The 22,785-nt window shown below is 61.0% G+C and carries 20 protein-coding genes, 1 tRNA gene and 1 pseudogene; 12 read left to right on the top strand and 10 right to left on the bottom strand.

The window, feature by feature from the left end; translation table 11 throughout:
* Positions 1–4: 4 nt before the first annotated feature.
* Genes Pan216_RS07740 through Pan216_RS07725 form a run of 4 tightly spaced genes read left to right on the top strand, consistent with a single transcriptional unit; the run spans position 5 to position 4,139 of the window.
* Positions 5–379: a hypothetical protein gene (locus Pan216_RS07740; protein ID WP_145257111.1), complete on the top strand. Its 375-nt coding sequence runs from the start codon at positions 5–7 to the stop codon at positions 377–379.
* Positions 372–767 (top strand): hypothetical protein, encoded by a 396-nt coding sequence (locus tag Pan216_RS07735; protein WP_145257108.1) that lies wholly within the window; start codon positions 372–374, stop codon positions 765–767. The genes Pan216_RS07740 and Pan216_RS07735 overlap by 8 nt, the downstream gene beginning before the upstream one ends.
* On the top strand, positions 764–1,390 hold the full coding sequence (locus tag Pan216_RS07730) for a hypothetical protein (RefSeq protein ID WP_145257105.1): 627 nt from the start codon (positions 764–766) through the stop codon (positions 1,388–1,390). Before Pan216_RS07735 ends, Pan216_RS07730 begins: the two co-directional genes overlap by 4 nt.
* 13 nt (positions 1,391–1,403) lie before the next feature.
* Positions 1,404–4,139 (top strand): coiled-coil domain-containing protein, encoded by a 2,736-nt coding sequence (locus Pan216_RS07725; protein WP_145257102.1) that lies wholly within the window; start codon positions 1,404–1,406, stop codon positions 4,137–4,139.
* On the opposite strand, the gene Pan216_RS07720 is transcribed toward Pan216_RS07725, so the two are convergent.
* Entirely contained in the window at positions 4,117–4,701 is a 585-nt protein-coding gene (locus tag Pan216_RS07720) for a hypothetical protein (protein WP_145257100.1), read from the bottom strand. The genes Pan216_RS07725 and Pan216_RS07720 overlap by 23 nt on opposite strands.
* A gap of 242 nt (positions 4,702–4,943) precedes the next feature.
* Between Pan216_RS07720 and Pan216_RS07715 the strand changes: the two genes are divergently transcribed.
* The 5 genes and pseudogenes from Pan216_RS07715 to Pan216_RS07695 all read left to right on the top strand — a co-directional run.
* A complete protein-coding gene (locus Pan216_RS07715) occupies positions 4,944–5,477 on the top strand; it encodes a hypothetical protein (protein ID WP_145257097.1) in 534 nt (177 codons plus the stop codon).
* Positions 5,474–5,974 carry a M78 family metallopeptidase domain-containing protein gene (locus Pan216_RS07710; protein WP_145257094.1) on the top strand — a complete coding sequence of 167 codons (501 nt, stop codon included), beginning with the start codon at positions 5,474–5,476 and terminating at the stop codon, positions 5,972–5,974. Before Pan216_RS07715 ends, Pan216_RS07710 begins: the two co-directional genes overlap by 4 nt.
* 278 nt (positions 5,975–6,252) lie before the next feature.
* On the top strand, positions 6,253–6,702 hold the full coding sequence (locus Pan216_RS07705) for a hypothetical protein (RefSeq protein ID WP_419193380.1): 450 nt from the start codon (positions 6,253–6,255) through the stop codon (positions 6,700–6,702).
* Positions 6,703–6,774: 72 nt separating this feature from the next.
* Positions 6,775–7,704: a hypothetical protein gene (locus Pan216_RS07700; RefSeq protein ID WP_145257088.1), complete on the top strand. Its 930-nt coding sequence runs from the start codon at positions 6,775–6,777 to the stop codon at positions 7,702–7,704.
* A 40-nt stretch (positions 7,705–7,744) separates the two neighbouring features.
* Positions 7,745–8,806 (top strand): annotated as a pseudogene (locus Pan216_RS07695) (tyrosine-type recombinase/integrase); the annotation flags it as partial.
* A gap of 318 nt (positions 8,807–9,124) precedes the next feature.
* On the opposite strand, the gene Pan216_RS07690 reads toward Pan216_RS07695, so the two are convergent.
* Positions 9,125–9,206, bottom strand: a tRNA-Leu gene (locus Pan216_RS07690).
* 354 nt (positions 9,207–9,560) lie between these two features.
* On the opposite strand from Pan216_RS07690, the gene Pan216_RS07685 reads away from it, so the two are divergent.
* From Pan216_RS07685 to Pan216_RS07675, 3 genes are read left to right on the top strand one after another with little or no spacing between them, the layout of a single operon-like run.
* Positions 9,561–10,805 (top strand): NAD(P)/FAD-dependent oxidoreductase, encoded by a 1,245-nt coding sequence (locus tag Pan216_RS07685; RefSeq protein WP_145257085.1) that lies wholly within the window; start codon positions 9,561–9,563, stop codon positions 10,803–10,805.
* The gene (locus Pan216_RS07680; protein WP_145257082.1) at positions 10,799–11,644 is read left to right on the top strand and encodes a DUF1365 domain-containing protein; all 846 of its coding nucleotides are present in this window, start codon (positions 10,799–10,801) and stop codon (positions 11,642–11,644) included. Before Pan216_RS07685 ends, Pan216_RS07680 begins: the two co-directional genes overlap by 7 nt.
* Positions 11,645–11,651: 7 nt before the next feature.
* Positions 11,652–12,929, top strand: coding sequence for an SAM-dependent methyltransferase (locus Pan216_RS07675; RefSeq protein WP_145257079.1), 1,278 nt, complete (start codon positions 11,652–11,654; stop codon positions 12,927–12,929).
* Between the two features lie 103 nt (positions 12,930–13,032).
* Here the strand turns inward: Pan216_RS07675 and Pan216_RS07670 are convergent, their stop codons facing one another.
* The 8 genes from Pan216_RS07670 to nuoL all read right to left on the bottom strand — a co-directional run bounded on the left by Pan216_RS07670 (position 13,033) and on the right by nuoL (position 22,781).
* Positions 13,033–14,112, bottom strand: coding sequence for an SAM-dependent methyltransferase (locus Pan216_RS07670; RefSeq protein WP_419193658.1), 1,080 nt, complete (start codon positions 14,110–14,112; stop codon positions 13,033–13,035).
* Between the two features lie 5 nt (positions 14,113–14,117).
* Positions 14,118–14,909 (bottom strand): DUF1295 domain-containing protein, encoded by a 792-nt coding sequence (locus Pan216_RS07665; protein WP_145257074.1) that lies wholly within the window; start codon positions 14,907–14,909, stop codon positions 14,118–14,120.
* Positions 14,910–15,210: 301 nt separating this feature from the next.
* Positions 15,211–15,660, bottom strand: coding sequence for a hypothetical protein (locus Pan216_RS07660; protein WP_145257071.1), 450 nt, complete (start codon positions 15,658–15,660; stop codon positions 15,211–15,213).
* Positions 15,661–15,846: 186 nt separating this feature from the next.
* Positions 15,847–16,632 (bottom strand): TatD family hydrolase, encoded by a 786-nt coding sequence (locus Pan216_RS07655; RefSeq protein WP_145257069.1) that lies wholly within the window; start codon positions 16,630–16,632, stop codon positions 15,847–15,849.
* A 136-nt stretch (positions 16,633–16,768) separates the two neighbouring features.
* Entirely contained in the window at positions 16,769–17,194 is a 426-nt protein-coding gene (locus tag Pan216_RS07650) for a hypothetical protein (protein WP_145257067.1), read from the bottom strand.
* 4 nt (positions 17,195–17,198) lie between these two features.
* A complete protein-coding gene (locus Pan216_RS07645) occupies positions 17,199–18,836 on the bottom strand; it encodes an NADH-quinone oxidoreductase subunit N (protein ID WP_145257064.1) in 1,638 nt (545 codons plus the stop codon).
* A 9-nt stretch (positions 18,837–18,845) separates the two neighbouring features.
* Complete coding sequence (locus Pan216_RS07640) at positions 18,846–20,462, bottom strand: complex I subunit 4 family protein (protein ID WP_145257061.1); 1,617 nt, start codon at positions 20,460–20,462, stop codon at positions 18,846–18,848.
* A gap of 51 nt (positions 20,463–20,513) precedes the next feature.
* A complete protein-coding gene (nuoL, locus tag Pan216_RS07635) occupies positions 20,514–22,781 on the bottom strand; it encodes an NADH-quinone oxidoreductase subunit L (RefSeq protein ID WP_145257059.1) in 2,268 nt (755 codons plus the stop codon).
* Between the last annotated feature and the right edge of the window lie 4 nt (positions 22,782–22,785).

Raw genomic sequence — 22,785 nt, 5'->3', positions numbered from 1 at the left:
GCCGATGCGTTCTCGCGATGACCTTCGGCGTGACATCGAGTCGGTGCGGGCCCGGCACGAAGGCCTACGATGCGCGGCCGACTGGAAGGTTCGCATCGCCGACGCGATCCTCGCCAACTGGTCCGACCCCCTGGAACTCATCGAAAGTGCCGTTGAGTCGGGAGCCATCGCTAGGAAGCTGGCCGAGCACTGCGTCCTGGTCGTCTTCACGGCGTCACTCGTCTTGGAGCATGACGACCCGAAGCGGTTGAGCGAATCTTACGAAGCAAACCTTCGCCCGTTGGTCGCTAAGACCGATGGGCTCGCAGCGGAGCACATGAGGCAATCGGAACTGCTTCAAGAGTTGGTAGGCCGGGAGGCTCGCAAGGCACATGGATGACATCGACAAAATGGAAAGCGCGAGGGCGGAACTCCGGCTCATCGTCGAGAGCTGCAACACGTTAACCGAACAGACGCGGACGACCCGCGAGTTCATCCGAGAGGCGGCATCGTTGATCGATCCGAGTTCGCCGTGGGCCGACGAAGCGAACGCATTGCTCCAAGAGACGGAGACGATCGCACTCAACACCGTAGAGACGAGCAACGCTGCCTCAGCGGCAGTAACGAACATCTCCGAAGCGACTGACTCATGCGAGATGTTGGGCCGTTTCCAGAGGAACGTAGGACGCTTGACGCGGATGCTAGAGAAAACGATGAAAGAGCGCCTCGCGAACCAGAAGCGACTCATGGGCTTCATCGCTAAGCTGAAAGCCAATGGTCAACCATGAGAATCAAGCTCACCCACAACCTGCGGCAACAGGTCCGGCTGGTTCAGTCGGTCAAATTGACCGTTGAGAAGCAGCGGCCCGAGATCCTCCAGGCGATCGGCATCCAAGTCACGTCATTGGTGCAGCGTGACTTTGAAGAGAAGTCCCGAGGTCGGGCCGGTCGACTCGATGGCGTCAAGTGGCTCGATCTGACCGACGACTATGCGAAACGCAAGGCGGCGAAGGGTGACAACACGCCGGCGCCTCAGCGAAAGAAGCGTAAGAAGTCTCGGCCGAACAACACCAAGGGGACCACCTTCGTCTCGGCAAGGTCGCAGCAAAGCAGGTCTTCGCGCAACCTCGGGAGAAGCTTGGTCGCATCGGGAACGATCACGATCGGGATCGACAACGGCAAACTTAGCGACGCCATCAACGCGGGCTACGAGAAGATCGGGAGCGTCAACGGCAGGACGGTCACCCTCGAAGTCAACAAGGTCAACATGGAGGTTCGACGGGAGTACGCGCCGTACTTCGACGCCGAGCGGCCCATCTTCCCCAAGGTTCTACCGATCGACGAAGTGAGAAAATTGGAACGCATCGCAGGCAAGGCATACGAAGCCATCATCAAGCGACTCGAACGATGAAAGGAAGCTCAACATGGCGACGAAGCTAACAATCAATCTGGATGACAACGCGGCCCCGACATTCGATGAGCTCGCCAACAGCATGCGAGAAGCCGGCGACGAGGCGGATAACCTAGGCGATGACCTTGGCGGCTTAGGCGAGGATGCGGAAGAGATTCAATCGAGGTTCGAAGAGTTTCGCGGTGTCTTAGATGACATGGGCATCCGGTCATTAGTTGACCTCAAAGCCGCGTTCGACATCGTCGCCGGCACGATCCGCAACATCTCCCATGACCTGATCGGCTACATCGACGAGTGGAACCTCTATCAGGACGCCGTCGCGGGCGCGGAGGCCTTCACCGGCAAGAACCGCACGGCTCTCGAGGCGATGGCCCTACAACTGCGGTCCGCGTCGTCGAATGCCCTTTCGCTGACAGAATCACTCCAGTTGGTCAACCGCGGATTGGCCGGCGGTGTCGAATTCGAAAAGCTTGCCCGAGCGGTGGAGTTCGCGAGCCAGCAAGCCAAAGCATTCGGCGACGATGCGTCCGCGAACGTGCAACGCGTCATTACCGCACTGGTTCAAGGCAGCCCTGACGCTCTTCGCGAGATCGGGCTTCTGACTGGCGGACTCGATGAGGCGAGGGCCCATTTCGAGCTGGTCGAGGGCGCTGGCATCGGCGCTTTCGATGCTCTCGGCGAGGTGGACAAGAAGGCAGTTGTCCTACGCGCCTCGATGGCGAGGCTCGACGTGGTCATGGAGCAGTTCGCCGCGGCGGGGCTCGACGCCAAGAACGAGATGGATGAGTTGCGAGGCGCGTTCGACAACCTGCAATTCCAGATGGCCGAGATCGTGGGCGAATCATCGATCCCCGAGTTCTTCCGTGAGCTCGCGGCGGCGGCCGAAGCCAATCGGGGAACACTGTCCGAGTTGGCCAACTGGCTCGGCGATGTCGGAATCGAGCTGTCAAAGATCGCTCAGATTGCGCCCGAAGTGCAAGGCAATGTCGAGCAACTCGATGAATCGGTGTTCGACTTCAGCCTGGGGTTCACGACCCTGTCCCGAGCGATCTACGACGTCATCGCCAACCTCGCCAGGTTCCGAGCGTTCGTGGCAGAGACCTACGCCGAGATGATTGACGGCTACGTCGACATCGGGCACGCGATCGGTGTGGTTTCTGACCAAGAGGCGAGTCGTCTACGGCTCCAAGCCGAAGGGTTCCGCATCGTCGCGGCGGCCCTGGACGCGGAGAAGGACGCGAGAGAGGAGATCATCGAGGTCGACGAGAAGGGCCGAGAGCAACGCATTAAGGATGCCCTCGACCGACGGAAGGCGCACGACGAACGACTCAAGCAGCTTGCCGACCAACGCGCGGCCGCAGCGGAGGCGGCCGACGCGAAGAAGAAGGCCGACAAAGAGGAAGAGCTACGGCTTCTCAGGCTTCGGAACTTCGAACGCGACCTGATCCTCCAGCAACGAAGGGACATCGATGAAGGTCTTCGCGAGCGAGCGAGGATGGGGCGAGAGTTCCTGGAGAACCAACTTCGCGAGCTCGAAGTCGACCAGGTCGAACGAGAAGACATCTTCCGCAAGGTTCGCGATGCGTTTGGCGACCGTCTTCGCGAGATGCAGCAGATCGCCAAAGACTTTAACGTGTTCGGCTTCCTGGGCGGCGACGGGGCTTCGTTCACCCATCCCTTCGGTGGCGGCTCCCCGTTCGGCTTCGAGCCCGAACATCGCCCACAGCGACAGCCCTTGGTCTTTGGTGCTGGACCGCTTGCGACAGAAGAGGGCGGAGGGGTGCGCAACTTCCAGCCGCCCGTTCTCCCTGGCGCCCAGAATTTCGAACAGGACGCCTTCCGCCGGATGGCCAAGCGTGCCCAAGAGGCTCGTGAACAATTCGAGAAGGTCTTCGGAGAATTCCAGGAATTCGCCCGCGAGTTCGGCATCGACCAGAAGCAGCTCGCCGAGGGCGTGTCTCGTCGTCGGATCGCCGAAGCCGGCGGAGACGACTTGACCAGGGAAGAACGTGCCGAGATTCGGCGTCAGGCGTTTCAGGATGCGCGATTCGGCCGACTAGATCCGCAAGAGCTCGCGGGGGCGATCCGGGAGGCTCTCCAGGAGGTGCTAGACAAGGGTGGACTCGGCATCGACGAGCAGCGAGCAGTGCTCGAGGAATTCGCCAAGCAGCTCGAGCAGCTTGCAGGCAACGCCGAAGCCAACGATCTTGCCGACCGTGTCCGCCGGGTTCTCAACGGTGAACGGATTCCGCAAGGTCGCGGCGTTGCTCCACAGGAGACGCGTCGTCGCGTCGGGGATATCGGCGAAGACCTCCAGGAAATCGGACAACAGGTCGGGGACGCGATCCTGGATCGGTTGCCAGCCCTTGGGCAGCCGGATTTCGATCCGTTCAAGGATCTACGTGAGTTGTTCTCGGATGTGGGCAAGTTCTTCGAACAGTTCAACGTCGAGTTGCCGAACCAGAGACCAGGGGAGGCGCTGGGGCCAGAGCTACCGAGGATCGAGCTAGGTGGCGGGGGCGATGCGGGCGACCAGCTTGAACAAGTGGGCGACCAACAGAAGCAGTTTGTGCAGCAAGTTCTGAACAACGAGAACGCACTCATCAACTTCGGCGCACGGCAATTCCAGATTCTCCAGCAAGGTCTGGCTGGTGTGCAGCAAAACGCACAACGTATCCGAGCACTCGAACAACAGCAGGAAGCACAGGGACAGCGAGCCAGACGGGTCAACGCCGGGCTGGGGCCGTGAGACCGACTGTTGCTACGCCGCCGGCCAAATTGGACACGATCCCCCCAAATTGGCGAGTCTTCTTGTTGCCCATGAGGAAGGACGCGGCCCCATCGCCTGATGCGCCAACCATCACCTGGTACACCCCATTCGTGGCCATCATTGAAGCGCCAGCGTCCGAGATAGCAAGCGTGGCGGTAGCAGGCCCGTCGGGGTCATGGAGGCTCAGGTAGGGCTCGAAGTCTTCGTTCGTTGCCAGGAAGCCAACGGAATTGTCGGATCTGTCTTTGAGAATGAACGTTTCCGCTGTCACCGTACCAAACCGCGCGTCCTGGGGCTTCGTGGCCGCCCCGACGCTCACGACCAGCACGAGACACGCGGCCAGTCCAGTGGCCGCAAGACGCCAGCGCCGGTTGGCTTGCTCGAGACGCGAGAGACGTTCTTCAACGGTCATGATGGAGACCTCCAAGGTGAAGTGGTTGCCACTCGGAATCGTAGCGGACTGGTGCCGGCGGTCCATTAGGGTTTTCCCTAGCGCGGTCCGAATTTTCTTGCCGAGGGTTTTGAAAATCGATAGGTTCAAAGGTCGGACTCGCCAGGAGCGCCAACTCCCAGCGAGCCCTAACCACGAGCCGACCTGGATGAGAGGTTCAACCCATGGCTGTATTTCATCCTATCGATTGCCATTGGTCTGTCTTTCGGGCGTGACGCCCCGGGTCGATCGTGCGCGCGCTCATCACGTCGATGGGCGGCACGTAAAGGCGGACCGACCGAGAGTCACTACCTCCCGGCCGATCCTTGCCACCACGTAGGAGGACCTACGCCATGGCCACTTGTGATCTTCCCACGACCCGGAAACGTCGCAATGGGAAAAACCCCAACCCACGACACACGATGCGTTGCGAGCGGCTGCTCATCGAGGACGTCCACGGGAACGTTCGCATCGATCTAGGGACGCTGGCCGACGGGACCGCGTCCATCCGCTTGTTCGATGCCCAGGGCAACAACCGGGCCACGGTCTCCGTGGACGCCCAGGGTGGGCTCTCCGCGTTCGAGACCCGCACGGCCGATGAATCATGCTCGGCCAAGCTAGCGTCTCAGGACGGGGCGTACAGCGTCCAATACGCGGGGCTGACGGTCATCTCGACCGACTCCATGGCCGCGGTGCTCGCTTCCAACGAGTCCGGGGCGGTCTGTGACATCGTCGATGCCCACGAAGACCAAGAACACGAGGACGAAGCCGAACAAGAACGAGCGATAGGCACCGATCGCTACGGACGTCCCCTCGTGCTCGAGCTGGCGACGAACCATCACGATGACGCGTGCATGGACTACCTCTTGGCGGGGGAACGCTCATGACCTTTGCCATTTGCAGCCTTGACCAAGCCGTGATGGAACACGTCGAGGAACTGCTTGAGGCCAGCGGGATCACCGAGCCGCCGGTTCATTCGCTCGACGTGGCGAACCATCTCGGTTTCCCGGTGCTCGTCGATAGAAACCAGCCAACGAGGGGAAGCTGCAACGGCGCGCTCGCCGTGGTCTACGTTCGGGAAGGCCTTCACCCGAAGCATCAAGAGTTCCTCATCGCCCACGAGATCGGCGAGTTGACGATGTCGACGATTGAGCGCCGTAGCGGGGAAGAGATTGACGACGGTCACTTAGCCGAGGTCATGGCCAACCGCTTCGCGTGCCAGTTGATGGTTCCCCATCGCTGGTTCGTCGACGACTACTGGCGGACCGGTGGCGATTTGGAGACACTCCAGGGGATCTATTCGACGGCTCCGCTCAACGTGATCAAGGTCGCCATCGGCGCGTTGCTTGCGATCGAGGGTGAACCGTTCGAGCGGGCGGCATAGGCAAACCAAGAGCACTTGTGGAATTTGTTCCACAAGTGAATGTGCCCGGTCGCTTCGGTGGCCGGGCTGTGGGGATGACCTGCACATTCACGAAAATGTCTGATTCGAGCCTACGACCAAATTACCGAAAACCATCATTGTCAAGCGCGATCCGTTTTCGGTAATATTCTGATGTCGGCATTGGACAGGCCTATCACCTCAAAGCAACGGCAAAGCGAGTCATGGCAGAACAGTCTCATCGGTGGACCGTCTCGATCACCAAGGAACTCAGAGATCGGATGGACACGGTCAAGACCCGAGTCAATTGGTCGGCCGTCGTGCGTGACGCGGTCGAACGCAAGTTAGAAGACATTCAGCGATTGGAGAGCGTTACCGTGAACAAGAGTCTAGTTGAACGCCTTCGCGAGTCGAAGGCGAAGTTCGAGCAAGACGAGCAAGCGAACGGTTGGGAAGTCGGCAAGCAGTGGGCCGAATCGGCGGCTGAGTATGGTGACCTGGTGCGGCTATCGAGCTTGGCCCCGGCCCTGACCAATGATCCTTACGTTGAGCTGGACCCGCTCGGCGTCTACGCGGCCATCTTCCCGGATGATGGCCCCGACCGCACGAGCTCGGAGGAATTTTGGAAGGAATACTCCGGCGCGGAGACAGCCTACCCAACTTCCGATTGGCTACGCGGGTTTGTCGCCGGCTCCGCCGAAGTCTTCCAGCAAGTTGAAGACGACCTTTGATTGTTGCAACCTTCCTCGCCCCCGTCTCGCCATATATCCCCGGCGGGGCGGGGGATTGAAAGGATGACAGACATGAATAAACGTGACGCAGAGATTGCCGTCCGCACAATCGTCCAATCGATTAAGAACGGCCACAAACCCGAGGACTCATTCGTCGAACTCAAGTTCGAGATGGATCATGGCAAGTCACTACATCACGCCCGGCAGCTTGCAGGGCTAGCAAACGCCGCGAGAGATGAAGATGTTCTGTGGGTTGTCGGGATCGACGAAAAGACGGGACAGATACGATCACAGCTTGACGAAGAAGTCAGCCAGACTTTTGACAGAATCCTAAAGCACTTCAAGCAAACAAGGCCAGAGCTAAAGTTCCAGGTCAACATCCACCTTGAAGATGGATCTAAGAGCGTCGTTGCGATCGTGTTTTCAACTGACCGGTCCCCATACCAGGTTCCATTTGAAAAGGACGAAAACAAGCTCGAAATACCCTGGAGGTACGGTACTCGTACCAGGTCAGCGGAGTACCCTGAACTTCTCACCCTCCTCCAGAAGCGCGAGTCTTCGCCTTCTCTTGAAGTCAGGGAGGCAGCTCTCGGTTGGCGAGTTCCAGACGAAGAGCTCTCCCCCAACATCAGTGGGGGTCGATTATTAGAAGGCCACGCGTCGCTATTCATAAACTATCACGGACATTCGTCGGTCTTCCTAGATGAAGACCGGTTCAACGCTCGGATCGACGGGTACGATGCCAAGATGCTTCGGCTCTCAATACCGAGATACACTTCGGGGAGGGTTCAGCCATCGATCGGTGGAATTGAAGTACACGGCTCGGGAAGCCTGTTGGTGGAGATCCTAGCCGAGGTGCCTTCGGATGTAGAGATGAAAGACGGAACAAGGTTCGAGCTAGAGTTCTATGTTGTCGAGATCCAAGACTTCATTGTAGCCCCTGTATCGTTGAAGAAGACAGGTAACATTGAACAGCAATTTCGCTTCCAAGCGGAGTTCTAGATCATCTCCCGAGATCAGACTAGCAACCGAAAGGCATCCCATGGCAACGCTCTACCGAAAAACGGTCACCGACCCCAGGACGGGGCAGAAGCGGAAGTCCGATAAGTGGTGGATCCGCTACCGCGACGCGAACGGGAAGGATTGCCGGCGCGCGGGCTTCCGGGACAAGCAGGCGACCCAACAACTCCTGTCCGACCTGCTGCGGAAGGTCGACCGGCAGAAGGCGGGGATCGCGGATCCCTTTGAGGATCACCTCAAGCGGCCCCTGCTGAAGCATCTCGACGCCTACAAGGCCAACCTCGAGGCGAAGGGCTCGACGCCCGATTACGTCAACACGACGTTCCAACGGGTCCGCGACACGCTCAAGGGAGCGAAGATCGTCTTCATCCCGGACATCACGCCCGCGAGGGTCGAGGGGTTCCTCTCGGAACTCCGTCGAGACGGCCGGAGTGTCGCATCCTCGAACCACTACCTGACGGCCATGAAGATGTTCTGCCGTTGGCTGGTCAAGAACAAGCGGATGCTCGATGACCCGCTCGTGGGGCTCTCGAAGAAGCGGACCGACGTTGACCGAAGGATCGAACGGCGCCCCCTCGAACCGGACGAGCTCCAGAAGCTCCTCACTGTCGCCAGGACGGGCCCAGAGCTCATGGGGATCAGTGGGCCGGACCGAGCGATGATCTATTGCGTGGCGGCCTACACCGGCTTCAGGCGGAACGAGATCGCGAGCCTGACGGCGCGATCGTTCGCCTTCGCTGCCGATCCGCCGACGGTGACCGTGGTCGCCAGCTACTCGAAGCGTCGTCGGGAAGACACGCTTCCCATTCGCCGGGACTTCGCCGGTCGGGTTCGGGCATGGATTGCCCAGAAGGGGCTGGAGGGCTCCGAGACGCCCCTGTGGCCCATCAAGGACATGAAGACGGCCGACATGATGCGGGCGGACCTCGAGCGTGCTGGGATCGATCCCGTGGACGAGGACGGCCGGTCGCTCGACTTTCATTGCCTGCGGGGAACCTTCATCACGAACCTCTCGCGGGCCCAGGTCTCGCCCAAGCTGGCCCAGACGCTCGCCCGGCATTCCTCGATCGACCTGACGATGAACGTCTACACGAGCCTCGGGCTCCACGATCAGCAATCCGCGGTCGAGAGCCTCCCCCCGGTTCCGGGCATGGACGGGCCCACCTCGGACGTCCTCGAACTCCGCGCGACCGGGACCGACGGCCCCTCCAAAGAGCCCCAAAAAGGTGCCAACTTTGGTGCCAACTCCCCCGGCCCTGGACGCCCCAGGACGTCCTCAACGACCATCGACGAGACGCCCGCCAAGGGCACCGATGACGGTGATGACCTTCCGGTGTCACTCGCGTTTCGCAGGGAAAACAAAGGGGTTTCGGACGAACCCCAGGAAGTTGAAGAAGCCAAGTGCGAGAGACAGGACTTGAACCTGCACGGGTTGCCCCACTGGATCCTAAATCCAGCGCGTCTGCCAATTCCGCCACTCTCGCGTTGCGATTCGAACTGTTCATCTTACTGGAGATCGAAGGGAGAGCCAGGGGGGGCGATAATCTTGTTCTCGCTTGAATGAAGCCACTGACACTGCTCGTCCGTGTCGGGTAAACCGTCACCGAGACGGCGGTCGCCGCCTCTTCGAGCGTACACTCATGCCCCTACCCCGCTCCATGTGCACGCGACACTCCCGCACGTCACTGGCATGAACCTTCCGGCGTTTGTGACCGCTTTCGGCTACTCCCTTTGATTGACAGCACGCACCTCGCCACTACCATTGTTGACGGCTGTCCCAACGACGCCCGTCCCGAACACTTGTTTTCGCAGGCAACCAACGTGTAGCGGGCTCCCTCGTGAAGATCGCCATTCTCGGCACGGGCATTTCCGGCCTCTTTTGTGCCTACCTCCTCCAGCGGCACCATGATCTGGCGGTCTACGAGGCCAACGAATACGTCGGCGGTCACGCCCACACCGTCGACGTATCTCTTGATGACAAACCGTTCGCCGTCGACACCGGGTTCATCGTCTTCAATCCCGCGACGTACCCCAACTTCATCAAGCTTCTCGATCGCTTGGGGGTTCCCTCGCGCGAAACCTCCATGAGCTTCAGCGTTCGCTGTGATCCGACCGGCCTCGAATACGGAAGCGACTCCCTCAACGCCCTCTTCGCTCAGCGCCGCAACCTGGTTCGTCCTCGTTTCCTCGGCCTGATCCAGGAGATCCTCCGCTTCAATCAGGCGGGGCGAACGTTCCTCGCTCACGGCGACGAGAAGACCACCCTCGGGAGCTTTCTGGAGATTGGACGCTTCTCCCAATCGCTGCTCGAGCACTACATTCTGCCGATGGGGGCGGCGATCTGGTCGACCGATCCGAAGCGATTGAGCGAATTTCCCGCTCGTTGCTTTCTGCGTTTCTTCGAGAATCACGGGCTGCTGCATGCCTTCGGCCACCCCATCTGGCGGACCGTCGAGGGTGGCTCGCGAACCTACGTCCGCGCCATCTCCGCGGGCTTCACCGATCGCATCCGCACGAAGACGCCGATCGAACGCGTCATCCGGCACGAGGACCATGTCGAGATCACCCCGCGCGATGGCGAATCGGAACGCTTCGACCAAGTCATCATCGCGACCCACGCCGACCAAGCCCTTCGTCTCCTCGCCGATGCCTCCGAAACCGAACGACAACTGCTCAGGGCCTTCCCCTACCAAGCCAACGACGTCGTCCTCCACACCGACCGCCGGCTATTGCCGCGAAGTCAACGAGCCTGGTCGAGTTGGAACTACCGCGCCAGTGGCGAGCACTCCCAGCGGGTGGCGGTCACCTACAACCTTTCGATGCTGCAACACCACCAGACGAGCGAGCCGTTTTGCGTCACGCTCAATCAGACTGATCAGATCGACAGCGACAAGATCCTCCGGCGGATGACGTACCACCATCCGACCTACGGACTCGACTCGTTCGACGCCCAGCGACGGTATAATGAGATCGGCGGGCGGCGACGCACTCACTTTTGCGGCGCGTACTGGGGCTACGGGTTTCACGAGGACGGCGTCAAGAGCGCCCTGCGTGTCGCCCAGGCACTGGGGGCGACATGGTGACCGCGAGCGCGATCTACGAAGGGAACGTGAGGCACCGACGGCGCTCGCCAAAGGAACATCAGTTCTCCTACTCGCTCTTCATGATGTACCTGGACCTCGACGAACTTCCCGATCTCTTCGATCGGACGCCCTTCTGGTCGGCCCGTCGCTTCGCTCCGGCCAGGTTTTGCCGCCGGGATCATTTCGGCGACCCGGACGTTTCCTTGAAGGAATCGGTCACGCGTCTGGTCGAAGCGGAGACGGGAAGACGCTGCCGCGGGCCGATCCGGCTACTGACCCATCTGCGCTACTTCGGTTACTGCTTCAACCCGATCAGTCTCTACTACTGCTTTTCGGAGGGGGGCGATGTCGTGGAAACCGTCGTCGCCGAGGTCCACAATACCCCTTGGAACGAAACCCACTGCTACGTGTTGGTGAACGACCCGGCCGCCCCATCCTCGCCGAGCATGAGACAGCGCTGCGCCAAGACCTTTCACGTCTCCCCCTTCATGGAGATGAATCACACCTATCACTGGGAGCTTTCGACGCCGAGCGAGGATTTGCTCGTCCATCTGGAGAACTGGACAGAAGGCGACCGGATCTTCAATGCAACGCTACGACTACGGCGACGGGCGTTGACGCCCTGGAACCTCAACCGCCAACTCGTTCGCTATCCCGCAATGACGATGAAGATCGTCGGCGCCATTTACGTTGAGGCGCTGCGACTGTGGTGGAAGGGTCTTCGCTACGTTCCCCACCCAGACCATGCGGAGCCGAGCGACACAAGACGGCCTTCACCGAAGTACCACGCCGACCTCCATCCCTCACCTGCCCGAACCGATGCTCCGGAGAAGGAGTAGCCAAGAGATGAGCATCTCCATCCCCCAGTCCGAGTGCCCCGCCCAACCGGCGAGCATGAGTCGCGCGCACCGGTTCTATCGGTCCGGCTTCTTCAAGCAGTGCGCCCAGATCAGCCGTGGGCGGATCGTGCTTCACGATCGACTGGGCGTCACGGAGTTCGGTCAACCCGCCGGGGCCGCGGACATCGAGGTGATTGTCTGGATTCACGACGCCGAGTTCTACGCCAAGGCGGCCTTGGGAGGAATCGTCGGCGCGGCCGAGGCCTACCGCGACGGACTCTGGTCGACGGATGGCCTGGTCGGACTGATGCGCATCGTCGCTCAACTCGTCGACGGAGCCGACGCGATTCAGAGCGGCTTGGCGTTCCTGAGCAAACCGTGGCGGCGACTGCTTCACTGGCTACGCCGCAACACGAGGCGCAACAGTCGCAAGAATATCGCGGCGCATTACGACTTGGGCAACGACTTTTTCTCGCTCTTTCTCGACGAGACGATGACCTACTCCTCGGGGATCTTCGAATCCGAGAACGCCACCCTCCGCGACGCGTCCTTGGCGAAACTCGATCGGGTCTGTCGTCGCCTCGAGCTGTCGCCGAGCGATCACCTGCTCGAAATCGGCACGGGTTGGGGAAGCTTCGCGATCCACGCCGCCAAACGCTACGGCTGCCGCGTCACGACGACGACACTCTCGAAGGAACAACGCCGCTTCGCGAGGCGGCGCATCGAGGAAGAGGGGCTCGCCGATCGCATCACCGTCCTCGACCAAGATTACCGCGACCTGGAAGGGCACTACGACAGGATCGCCTCGATCGAGATGATCGAAGCGGTCGGCGGTGAGTACCTCGGCACTTTCTTCGCCAAGGCAATGAGCCTCCTCAAACCCGACGGTTTGATGTGTCTCCAGGCAATCACGCTCGATGAAAAACACTTCCGCGGCCGACGCTATCAGGTCGACTTCATTCAGCGCTACATCTTCCCAGGCGGCTTTCTCCCGTCCATGACGATGTTGCTCGCCAGCATGACGCGCTCGACCGATCTGCGCCTGGTGCGGATGGAAGATCTCACGCTCCACTACGCCCGCACCCTGCACGAGTGGCGTCAGCGTTTCCTGGCGGCGCGCGAGCACGTCCGATCACTCGGCGTTCCCGGTTCGTTCATCCGTCTATGGGAATTCTACCTCGCTTACTGCGAAGTCGGCTTTCTGGAGCGAACGACCGGCTGCTGTCAATTGACCCTCGCCCGTTCGCATGTCCGGGGCGACTTCCTCGGCATGTTGGGGAAGTAGAAACTCCGCCCCGGTCGCTCATACCTTTGGGTAGGCATGCCGGGATGACCCGTCTCCTCCAGAGCCGAACACTCCCCTCGATGCGCCCGAGTCCGCCTAGGAGCTAGTTGGCCGTCTGAAGAGGTGTCGGCTCCGGCGACCGAGTGATGCTCGCCGGACGGGGTGCGAAGAGGTAGTGCCCCACGTGCCACCGCTGGCCATGATCGAACGCGAAGAGTTCCGAGCAACTGATCAGGAACATGCGCCAGCGATTGAAGCGTCGCCACGCTCGCTCACGATCTTCCCCGGCGCCGAGGATCGCCAGGGCCTCTTCCCGGCGAGCATCGAGTCGCTGGAGCCAAGCTTCGAGTGTCCTTGAATAGTGCCGGCCGTCGACGATCCAGTGGTCCTCCACGCAGACGTCGCGTTGGTAGTACAAGAGCAAGTCGTCCGACGGCATCATCCCGCCGGAAAAGAAGTGCCGGGCCATCCAGTCATTTTGCCCGTCGCCGTCACACTCGTAGGTCAGCGGAATACCGTCGGTACAGAAGAGGTGAACGAAGAGCTTCCCCGTCGGCACCAGCCAGCCGGCAATGCGTTCGAGGAGCCGCTCGTGATTGCGGACATGCTCGAACATCTCGACCGACACGACACGATCAAACCGGGTGTCGAAGGCGAGGTCGTTGACGTCGGAGGTGATCACCTCGATGTTGGTGAGTCCGCGCTGCTCGGCTCTCCGCTCGATGAAGCCTCGCTGCGTCGCGGAGTTGGAAACGGCCACGAATTGCGACTCGGGAAAACACTCGGCGGCGTAGAGCGTGAACGAGCCCCAACCACAGCCGAGGTCGAGCACGCGTTGTCCATCCGCCAGTCCCGCCCGCTCACACGTTAACTTGAGCATCGCCTCTTCGGCGGCCGCGAGATCTCCCACTTCGACGGGCCAGAGACAGGAGCTGTACTTGAGTCGCGGCCCAAGCATCAACTCGAAGAGATCCGCGGGCACTTCGTAATGTTGTTCGTTGGCCAGTTCGGGCACGAGCGCGATCGGGTCGCGCTTGCGCTCGTCGATGAAGGAGGCGGTCGCGCGCCGAGCCCTCTCGCCGTCGAAGCCGGCGTCGGGACGCATGTGCGAGGCGATCTGTCGACGGATGCCCCAGCGGAGAAGCCAGTCGGGGAACCGCCCCCGCTCCGCCCAATCGATCATCCAGGTCACGTCGGCTCCTCTCGTGGAAACCAGGGAATAAAGACACTCGTCGTCCGCTGGTAGCGACGATAGTCGTCGCCCCGGCGCGACAGCGCTTGCCGCTCCGTGTAGGGGATGCCCGTCAAGCGGAACAGGAACAGAAACATCACGGCCGGACCAAGTAGCGCGAGCCATCCGTAGGGCGTGCCAATCGCGATCACGCAATAGCCCCACCAATGAAGCCACTCGAAGAAGTAGTTGGGATGCCTCGAATAGCGCCAGAGTCCGTCGCGACAGGTCTTGCCCTTGTTGTCCGAACGCCCACGGAAACGAGCGAGTTGAGCGTCCGCGACACCTTCCCCCAGGACCGAGCCAGCGACGATCGCGGCACCAAGCACGTCCCACATCCGTAGGTAGGGAGTCGGGTTGTGCATGACGATGAGAATGGGCACCGCCATCAAAACCGCGCCGAGCGCTTGGGCCTGGAAGAACCAGAAGAGGTTGCGATCGGCCTTGGCGCCCCAGTACTCCCGAAGGAACTGGTAGCGAGCATCCTCCTCCCCCTTGAGGATGCGATCGCGAAGTAGGTAGCTCGCGAGGCGAAACGACCAGAGAGACGCGACGATCATGACCAGGAGGCTGCGTAGCCAGTAGGCGTCCGTCGTCGCGGCGAAGAAGATCGCCAAGCAGCCGATCGAGGCGGACCAGCCGACATCGACGACACCCGCGTCCCCGGTCCGACGCTGCAAGAGCCAAAGAAGTACCATCGTGACGGCGACGACAGCCCAGCCAATGGCGATCTGCGAAAGGATACTCATGCACGCCCTCAACGAAGAGGTCAGGCACTCACCTAACCCATTCATTGTAGTGGGGCGCGTGCGCGACGGTGCATGCGAGCCGGTTTCCTCCAGCCCGCATGCATCATGTCGGGAGGAAGAGACGCATGACTGGGGGCATCACCCTGATGCGGTCACGAGCCGACGCCAGCACTTTTGGTTTGGACAAGATCCCCAATGGCGAACACTCCGCCGGATGCTCACGCAAGCGTGAGCATGGTACTCGTCGACACATCGAGGATGTGGATTCGTCGGCCTGAACGTCGGTCGTGCCCAATCAGCGCTAGTTGCGGCTGAACTTGAAGGGAGGTCCGACGATGGTCGGGCGACCGAGCACGGTGCGCTGCGCCGTCGGAGGCGCGATCGCCACAAGCTGGCCCGTGGTGGTTTCGACGAGATAGAGCAGATCCTGAATCTGGTTCGTCTTGGCCAATCCGGTCGCCATCATGAAGCGGGGCTGTTCGCTGGCGTCTCCCATCTGGAAGACCTGCAAGAGATCGAGTTCGGTCGAGAGGAATCGGCCTTGCTGATCGAGGGTGAAAAAGAGGAGACGAGCCCCGGCGTAGTCGAGGATCCAGACGCCGTCGATCGTCTGCTGCGGTGTCGTGCCGGTGACGATGATGTAGTTCTTGTAACGATCCGACGTGGTCGCGAAGGAGACCGACGGTCCGGCGAGATCGGAAATGAGAAGTCCGCCCGCAAGCCCGATCACCACCAAGAATGTTCGACTCATCCAAGATCCTGCGTTCATAGTCCTCTTCCTTCGATCGGCGCGATGTCCCCCGTCGACGTGCTGCCTTATTCTGTCGGTGGCTGGTCGGAAATACCAGTCTTTCTTGCACGCCTCGCGTGAAACGTCGCGATTCCGGGTCCCAACGGCCCGTCGATTTCTTTGCTCCCGGCTCAGCTCAACGGACTGCTAAGTGGGCGGAAGGCCGAAGAGTCGCTTGGCGTTCTGGGTCGTCGCCGCGGCGATCGCGCTGGGCTCGATGCCGTGAACCTTCGCGAGACACGCGCCGGTGTGCACGACGTTGGCCGGTTCGTTGCGTTTGCCGCGATGAGGCTCGGGCGTGAGATAGGGCGAATCGGTCTCGACCAGGAGCCGATCGAGCGGGACTTCCGCCGCGACCTCGCGCAGGGGGTTGCTCTTCTTGAACGTCACCATGCCCGCGAAGGAAATGTGCAGTCCGAGCTTCAGACAAGCTTGCGCCGTCTCCCGATCGCCGGCGAAGCTGTGCATCACCCCCGCGATCGGTTGCCCGGTCTTCTCGGCCTGCTCGGTCAGGACCGCGACGACGTCCGCCTCGGCTTCCCGGCAGTGGATCACGACCGGCTTGCCGAGCTCGTGGGCGAGATCGAGGTGGCGAACGAAGTGCTCCCGCTGCACCTCGATCGGAGCCTCGTCCCAGTAGCGATCGAGCCCCGTCTCACCCAGCGCCACGGCGCGAGGTGACTCGATCATCGTCCTCACGTCTCGCCAATCGTCCGTGACCTCCCGGCCGAGGCTATTGGGCTGAATGCCGACCACCGCCCAAAGCAAGGGATGCTCGAGAGCGAGTTCGAGCGCCCGCCGACTGGTCGGACCATCGATGCCGACGACGAGCACCGCCTCGAGTTCGGCGTCGGTCGCACGCGCCAACGTTTCGCCGAGCCGGTCGGCGAAGTGTTCGTCATTCAGGTGCGCGTGGGTGTCGATCCATGCCATGACAGGTCACTCAATCGAAAGAGGGGAGTCGCGATGCGGCATCGGAGAGCCCGAGGACTCTTGGCCAGTGGTGACAAGCGTGAGTCTTCTGGCGCCCAAAGAGCCGTTTGGGCAATGAAAGAACGAATCGGGCCTGCTAGGCCGGGACGAGTTCCGACTCGATTCGGCGGAGGGTCGCCAAGGTATCACGGGCGCGAAGGATGATCGCGTCGAGCAGCGCGACGCCGGGACCTTCGGGGTCGGCAATCTCGTTGCGATCCTGCTGAAGACCGTCGACCAACAACAGTTGATAGTCGATCCAGTCAGCGACCAGACGACTGGTGTTGATGAAGTTGAAGTTGCCGAAGTCGAGGGGATAGGAGCCGGTTTGCACCGCTCCGTGCTGGCGAAAGAGAAACTCGCCGAACTCGTTGGCATCGGCGACTTGGCGGTCGACGAGATCCTTGAGAGGTTCCTCGCCGATGTCGAAGACCGGACCCGACTCGGTCATGTAGTAGGCGAACGACCGGAAGAGCCGAATGAAGGCCCGGTTGAGAATCGCCCATTGCTTCTCGTCACTCATCGCGTCAGTTCCCGGTCTTGTCGGGGCTCGCCTCAACCACCAAATCCGCGGCGGGAGCCTCCATGTGCGTGACGGCGCGCTCGGGACGAGTCAGGGAGGTCGATGCGATTTGCGACCACTGCTCCGGAGCGTTCCAAAGAATGCCCAAGTAGATGACAATCGCGGCCAGGATCGTCGCGAATCCGGCGTTCGGCAGACTGATAATCGGCGCCTGATCGGGAGCGTCGGTCATGATCATCACCCGCATCAGATTGACGTAGTAGAAGAGACTGATGACCGTGTTCAACCCGCCGATCACCAGCAGCGAGTACCAACCGGTCTCATAGAGCACCGCGAAGATCTGGAACTTGCCGACGAATCCCGCCAGCGGCGGAAGCCCCATCAGGCTCAACAGGAAGACGCTCATCGCGACCGTCACCACCGGAGCCCGATGAATCAGCCCCGAAAAGGCGTCCAAATCCTCCGAGCCGGAGACGTTTCGCACGAACGCCACCACGGCAAAGGCCCCGAGGTTCATGAAGAAGTAGACGATCAGATAGAAGAGAACCGCCTTGGCTCCCACCACCGTCAGCGTCGCGAGCGCCAGCATCATGTAGCCGGCGTGGGCAATCGTCGAGTAGGCGAGCAGCCGCTTGACGTTGGTCTGCCCGAACGCGGCCAGGTTGCCGAAGGTACACGTCACCGCTCCCATCACCGCCAGCACCGGAGAGAGGTAGTTGCCGACGGCGTGGATCGCCGCCTGCCAGACCTCGGGCTCGAACGGGGCGTGATGGTAAGTCCCGACAAGCGTCAGGCTAAAGCGAGCCAGCAGTGCGATCGCGGCGGCTTTCGAGGCGACGGAAAGAAAACCGGCGACCTCCGCCGGAGCGCCCTCGAAGACGTCCGGGCACCAAAAGTGAAACGGAAAGGCCGACAGCTTAAAACCGATGCCGACGACAAAGCAGACCAGCGCCAACAGCAACGTCGGGTTGAACGCCTCTTCCGTCACCGTCATCTGGTAGAGCATCTCGTGAGCCAGCGTCGGCAGATGAATCGTGCCGTACATCCCGGCCAGCAAGGAGAGTCCATAGAGCATCACGCCCGCGGACGCTCCGCCGAAGACCACGAACTTGAGTGCCGCTTCACTACTCGCTCGGCGGGCTTTGAGGAACCCGGCCATCGCGTAGGAGGGGATACTCGCCATCTCGACGGCGAGGAAGATCATCAGGATGGTGTTGGCGGATGCCATCAGCGTCATGCCGACGACCGAACCGAGCAGCAACGTCGTGAAGTCGGCCGAGTCCTCGGTGTCGGGCATTCCCGTGAGCATCGTCAAGACGACCGTCGCCATTGCGAAGGCCAACAGGAAGACAGTCATGTAGATGCTGAACATGTCGTGGACCAGCATCCCACCAAAGAGTTCGTGGTTGACTGGTTCATGGGAGATCGACGCCGACATCCAATTCCAAAGGGCGAACAACAGTCCGATCACCGTGCCGATGAATGCGAAGGGCTTGGCGTTGATGTGATCGCTGAACGTCCGCAGGAGCAGAATCAGCACGATGGTCAGGCAGAGCACGAACTGAGGCATGAAGAGCCGCAGATCCCCGCCCGGACCGGTCAACGTGTGCCAATAATGATGGAGACTCTCCGTCGTGAGCATCGGGGGTCCTTACTTGGCGGCGGTGACAACGTCGGTCAGGCTGCGGCCGTAGTCGGTCAGGTCGCGGACCAGGACTTCGACATCGGGCGCCATCCATCCCAAGAGCAGATCGGGATAGACGCCGAGCAGAATCGAGAGGAAGACCAGCGGCAAGACCGTCAGCGTCTCCCACGTCGTGATGTCGGGCGTTCCCTCGTACTGCTTGTTCGACCCGAGATAGACCCGCTGCACCGTCCAGAGAATGTAGCCCGCCGTCAAGATGACGCCGAAGGCGGCGATAATGCCGAAGGCGGCGCCAAACTTGAAGCCCGCGAGCACCGTGAAGATTTCGCCCGGGAATCCGCAAAGTCCGGGGAGTCCCATGCCGGCGAAGAAGATGACGATCGACAGCGCCCCGTAGACCGGCATGATGTTCATCAATCCGCCGAAGCGGTTGAGGTCACGATGATGGGCGCGCTCGTAGATGACGCCGACCAGGAAGAACATGCCGGCGGAACTGATCCCGTGAGCGATCATCTGGAACATCGCTCCGGCCATGCCCCAGGTGTAGTAGACCGGACTGAGGATCGGAAGAACCGCGATGCCGAGCGTGACATAGCCCATGTGGCTGACCGAACTGTAGGCGACCAATTTCTTGAAGTCCTGTTGCGCCATCGCGGCGAAGGCACCGTAGATAATGCTCACCACGCCGATGACCGCGACCGGAACCGCGAAGAAATAGGCCCCGTCGGGACAGATCGGGTAGGCGATCCGAATCAACCCGTAGCCACCCATCTTCAGCAGCACGCCGGCCAGGATCATACTGATCGGGGTCGGGGCCTCGACGTGGGCATCGGGAAGCCAGGTGTGGAACGGCACGGCCGGGAGCTTGATCGCGAAGCCAATGAAGAGCAACACGAACATGACCCGCTGGAAGAAGGGACTAAACGGCGCGTCGGGCCCCGTCGTCTGTCCGATCTGTTGCAGACGGATGATGTCGAAGGTGTTCGGATCGCTGTTGAAGTAGAAGCCGAGCATCGCGATCAGCATCAACACGCCGCCGAAGAGGGTGTAGAGGAAGAACTTGATCGCGGCGTACTCACGTCTCGGCCCGCCCCAGATACCGATGAGGAAGTACATCGGCAGGAGCATCACTTCCCAGAAGATGTAGAAGAGGAAGAAGTCGAGCGAAAGGAAGACCCCCATCATGCCGGTTTCGAGCAGCAGGAAGAGGATGCAGTAACCGCGCGTGAACTTCTTGACCGAAAAGGACGCGGCCGCTCCCAAGACCGAGATAAGCCCGGTCAACACGATCAGCGAAAGACTGATGCCATCGACGCCGAGGTAGTACTCGATGTTGAACGCCGAACTCGAGATCCACGGAACGCGGACGACCAGGTCGTTCGGCGCGTTCTGTCCGTCGGCGGTCGCCAGGGCCCGCTCGGAGAGGGGCGGGACGAAGCCCTGTTCGTTGGTAAGCTCCAGGAAGTCCCCAAGGAGCAAGAGCGTCAGCCCGAAGGTCGCGATCGTGTTGATCAGCATCCAGTGCTTCGACTTCTCGTCGGAGTCGAAGAACGGTAGCGCCAACATCGCGGCACCGAGGGCCGGCAGGAAGAGAATCAGTGTCAGAAGTACCGTGTCGATCATGAGATTCCCACTTTGATGTCACGCAGTCAGCGCCGTTCCCGACACCACGGGTTACGGAGTGTAGAGGAACGCCCCCAGTGCCACCAACGCGACCGCTCCGAGAGCGATCGTCACCACGTATCCGCGTAGCCAACCGGTCTGAACTCGTTTCAAGGAGACACCGGTCTCGAAGAAGGTGCTACCGATCCAGTTGACCATGCCGTCGACAATGCCCAGATCGAACCGTCCTTCGAAGTTGCTGCCGCGAACGGTCAAGTCCGCCGAGCCGTCGAGCGCTCCGTCAATCACGTTCTTGTCGAACCACGCGACCATCCGGCCAAAGGCCATCGCGGGGCGGACGGCGAGGTAGCGATAGATTTCGTCGAAGTACCATTTGTTGATCAGCAGGTCGTAAACGCGGGGGAACTGGCGTTGGGCCTCCGAGGGGCTGAGGTAGCCCTTCCAGTAGATCGCCACCGCCAGGACCGTGCCCAAGAGTGCACAACCCGACGCGACGACGCTCGCCACCCCGTGAAGTTCGTGAGCCCGAGCGGTCAGCCCGGCGAACTGACCCGAGTCGGCCGCGGCGGGTTGCCCAAAGCCGATGAAACTCTCCAGCGACGGTATCGGCAGTCCCAACCAGGGAACGCCCGCGGCGAGAAACGCACAGCACGCGAGGATCACCAACGGGACGGTCATCAAATCACCCGATTCGTGGGCGTGATCGTGAACGTGCTTGTCGCGCGGCGTGCCGACGAAGGTCATGAACCAAAGCCGGAACATGTAAAAGGCGGTGATGCCCGCGGAGATTCCCGGCAGGAGCAAGATGAAGGTGTGCTCGGGATTCGATTCACCGTAGGCAAGGACCTGGGCGATGATCGCATCCTTGCTGTAGAAACCACTGGTCAGCGGGAAGCCGGAGATACAGAGGACGCCGACGAGCATCGTCAGCGCGGTCTTGGGCATCTTCTTGTAAAGGCCGCCCATCTGCGGCATCTCTTGCGTGCCGGTGCCGTGGATCACGCTCCCCGAACAGAGGAACAAGAGGGCCTTGAAGAAGGCGTGCGTGATCAAGTGCATCAGGCCGGCGATCCAACCGCCGATGCCAAGCACCATCACCATGTAGCCGAGTTGGCTGACCGTCGAATAGGCCAGAGCTTTCTTAATGTCGGTCGCGACGATGGCGATGGTCGCCGCCACGAAGAGCGTGATCCCGCCGATATAGGTGATGACCAGCAATGCTTCAGGCGTGAAGAGCGGAAAGGAGCGGGCGATCAGGTAGACCCCCGCGGCGACCATCGTCGCGGCGTGGATCAGGGCACTGACCGGGGTCGGGCCCTCCATCGCGTCGGGAAGCCAAACGTGAAGCGGGAACTGGGCACTCTTACCGACACAGCCGACAAAGATTCCGATTCCCGCGACCGTCAGCCAGAAGGTATCGGCCTTCGCGGCCAGCTCTGGGTTGAGCATTCCCTCGGGCGTGAAGATCTCCGAGAAGCTGAATGTTCCAAAGGTGGAGAACAAGACCATCAGGCCAACGATAAAGCCGACGTCACCAATGCGGTTGGTGATGAAGGCCTTGTTCGCGGCACAGGAGGCACTCTTCTTCTCGTAGTAGAAGCCGATCAGGAAATAGGAGCAGAGACCGACGAGTTCCCAACACATGAAGACCTGGAAGAAGTTGTTCGAGACGACCAGGGCGAGCATCGAGAAGCAAAAGAGCGACAGGTAGGCGAAGAAGCGCCCGTAGCGGGGCTCGTGATCCATGTACCCCATCGAGTAGACGTGGATACAGGTCGCGATGAGCGTCACCATGAAGAACATCAGCGCGGTGATGTTGTCGATTCGGTAGCCGACACTGACGACACCTGGCCCCTCTTCCCGCAGGTCCTCCGGTCCGATTAAGTCACCGAGGGCGGGGTTCTCGCGAAGGACTTTCGAGAGGGTGTCCTCGCCGCGGATGAGCGTCGCCCAGGAGATCGAGCCTTCGAAGGCGACCGGGTTGACGGGGCCGTGATCGGCCTCGCTATCATGGCCGGCGTCCTCGTGACCGTGATCGGTCGCCTCGCCTGCTTCTCCGTCATGGGAATGATCGGCGTGACCGGCGGCGCCGGCTCCCTCGACGACCTCCTCGTGGTGAGCGTGATGGCCCGGTGGGGAGAGGACTCCGGGCTTGAAGCTGGCGTACCAGAGCATCCCCATCGTGCTGAGGAAGAACGAGAAGCCAATCGCCCCGGTCGCGATGTACGCGTTGGCCCGTTTGAGCACCGATCCAAAGAGGATCTGCACCACGAAAGCCGCCAAAGGCACGAGCGTCGCGATGACCCAAATCAGCCCCATGCTG

It is taken from the genome of Kolteria novifilia (assembly GCA_007748055.1).
Lineage (GTDB): Bacteria > Planctomycetota > Planctomycetia > Kolteriales > Kolteriaceae > Kolteria > Kolteria novifilia.
This window is presented reverse-complemented; position numbering and strand designations above follow the sequence as displayed.

Coding starts and splice junctions, on each gene's coding strand:
- Pan216_RS07640 (WP_145257061.1), bottom strand. CDS start 20,462: ATGATCGACACGGTACTTCTGACACTGATTCTCTTCCTGCCGGCCCTC.
- Pan216_RS07655 (WP_145257069.1), bottom strand. CDS start 16,632: ATGGCATGGATCGACACCCACGCGCACCTGAATGACGAACACTTCGCC.
- Pan216_RS07740 (WP_145257111.1), top strand. CDS start 5: ATGCGTTCTCGCGATGACCTTCGGCGTGACATCGAGTCGGTGCGGGCC.
- Pan216_RS07725 (WP_145257102.1), top strand. CDS start 1,404: ATGGCGACGAAGCTAACAATCAATCTGGATGACAACGCGGCCCCGACA.
- Pan216_RS07730 (WP_145257105.1), top strand. CDS start 764: ATGAGAATCAAGCTCACCCACAACCTGCGGCAACAGGTCCGGCTGGTT.
- Pan216_RS07670 (WP_419193658.1), bottom strand. CDS start 14,112: ATGATCGATTGGGCGGAGCGGGGGCGGTTCCCCGACTGGCTTCTCCGC.
- Pan216_RS07650 (WP_145257067.1), bottom strand. CDS start 17,194: ATGAGTGACGAGAAGCAATGGGCGATTCTCAACCGGGCCTTCATTCGG.
- Pan216_RS07665 (WP_145257074.1), bottom strand. CDS start 14,909: ATGAGTATCCTTTCGCAGATCGCCATTGGCTGGGCTGTCGTCGCCGTC.
- Pan216_RS07700 (WP_145257088.1), top strand. CDS start 6,775: ATGAATAAACGTGACGCAGAGATTGCCGTCCGCACAATCGTCCAATCG.
- Pan216_RS07660 (WP_145257071.1), bottom strand. CDS start 15,660: ATGAGTCGAACATTCTTGGTGGTGATCGGGCTTGCGGGCGGACTTCTC.
- Pan216_RS07710 (WP_145257094.1), top strand. CDS start 5,474: ATGACCTTTGCCATTTGCAGCCTTGACCAAGCCGTGATGGAACACGTC.
- Pan216_RS07680 (WP_145257082.1), top strand. CDS start 10,799: ATGGTGACCGCGAGCGCGATCTACGAAGGGAACGTGAGGCACCGACGG.
- nuoL (WP_145257059.1), bottom strand. CDS start 22,781: ATGGGGCTGATTTGGGTCATCGCGACGCTCGTGCCTTTGGCGGCTTTC.
- Pan216_RS07675 (WP_145257079.1), top strand. CDS start 11,652: ATGAGCATCTCCATCCCCCAGTCCGAGTGCCCCGCCCAACCGGCGAGC.
- Pan216_RS07705 (WP_419193380.1), top strand. CDS start 6,253: ATGGACACGGTCAAGACCCGAGTCAATTGGTCGGCCGTCGTGCGTGAC.
- Pan216_RS07645 (WP_145257064.1), bottom strand. CDS start 18,836: ATGCTCACGACGGAGAGTCTCCATCATTATTGGCACACGTTGACCGGT.
- Pan216_RS07735 (WP_145257108.1), top strand. CDS start 372: ATGGATGACATCGACAAAATGGAAAGCGCGAGGGCGGAACTCCGGCTC.
- Pan216_RS07715 (WP_145257097.1), top strand. CDS start 4,944: ATGGCCACTTGTGATCTTCCCACGACCCGGAAACGTCGCAATGGGAAA.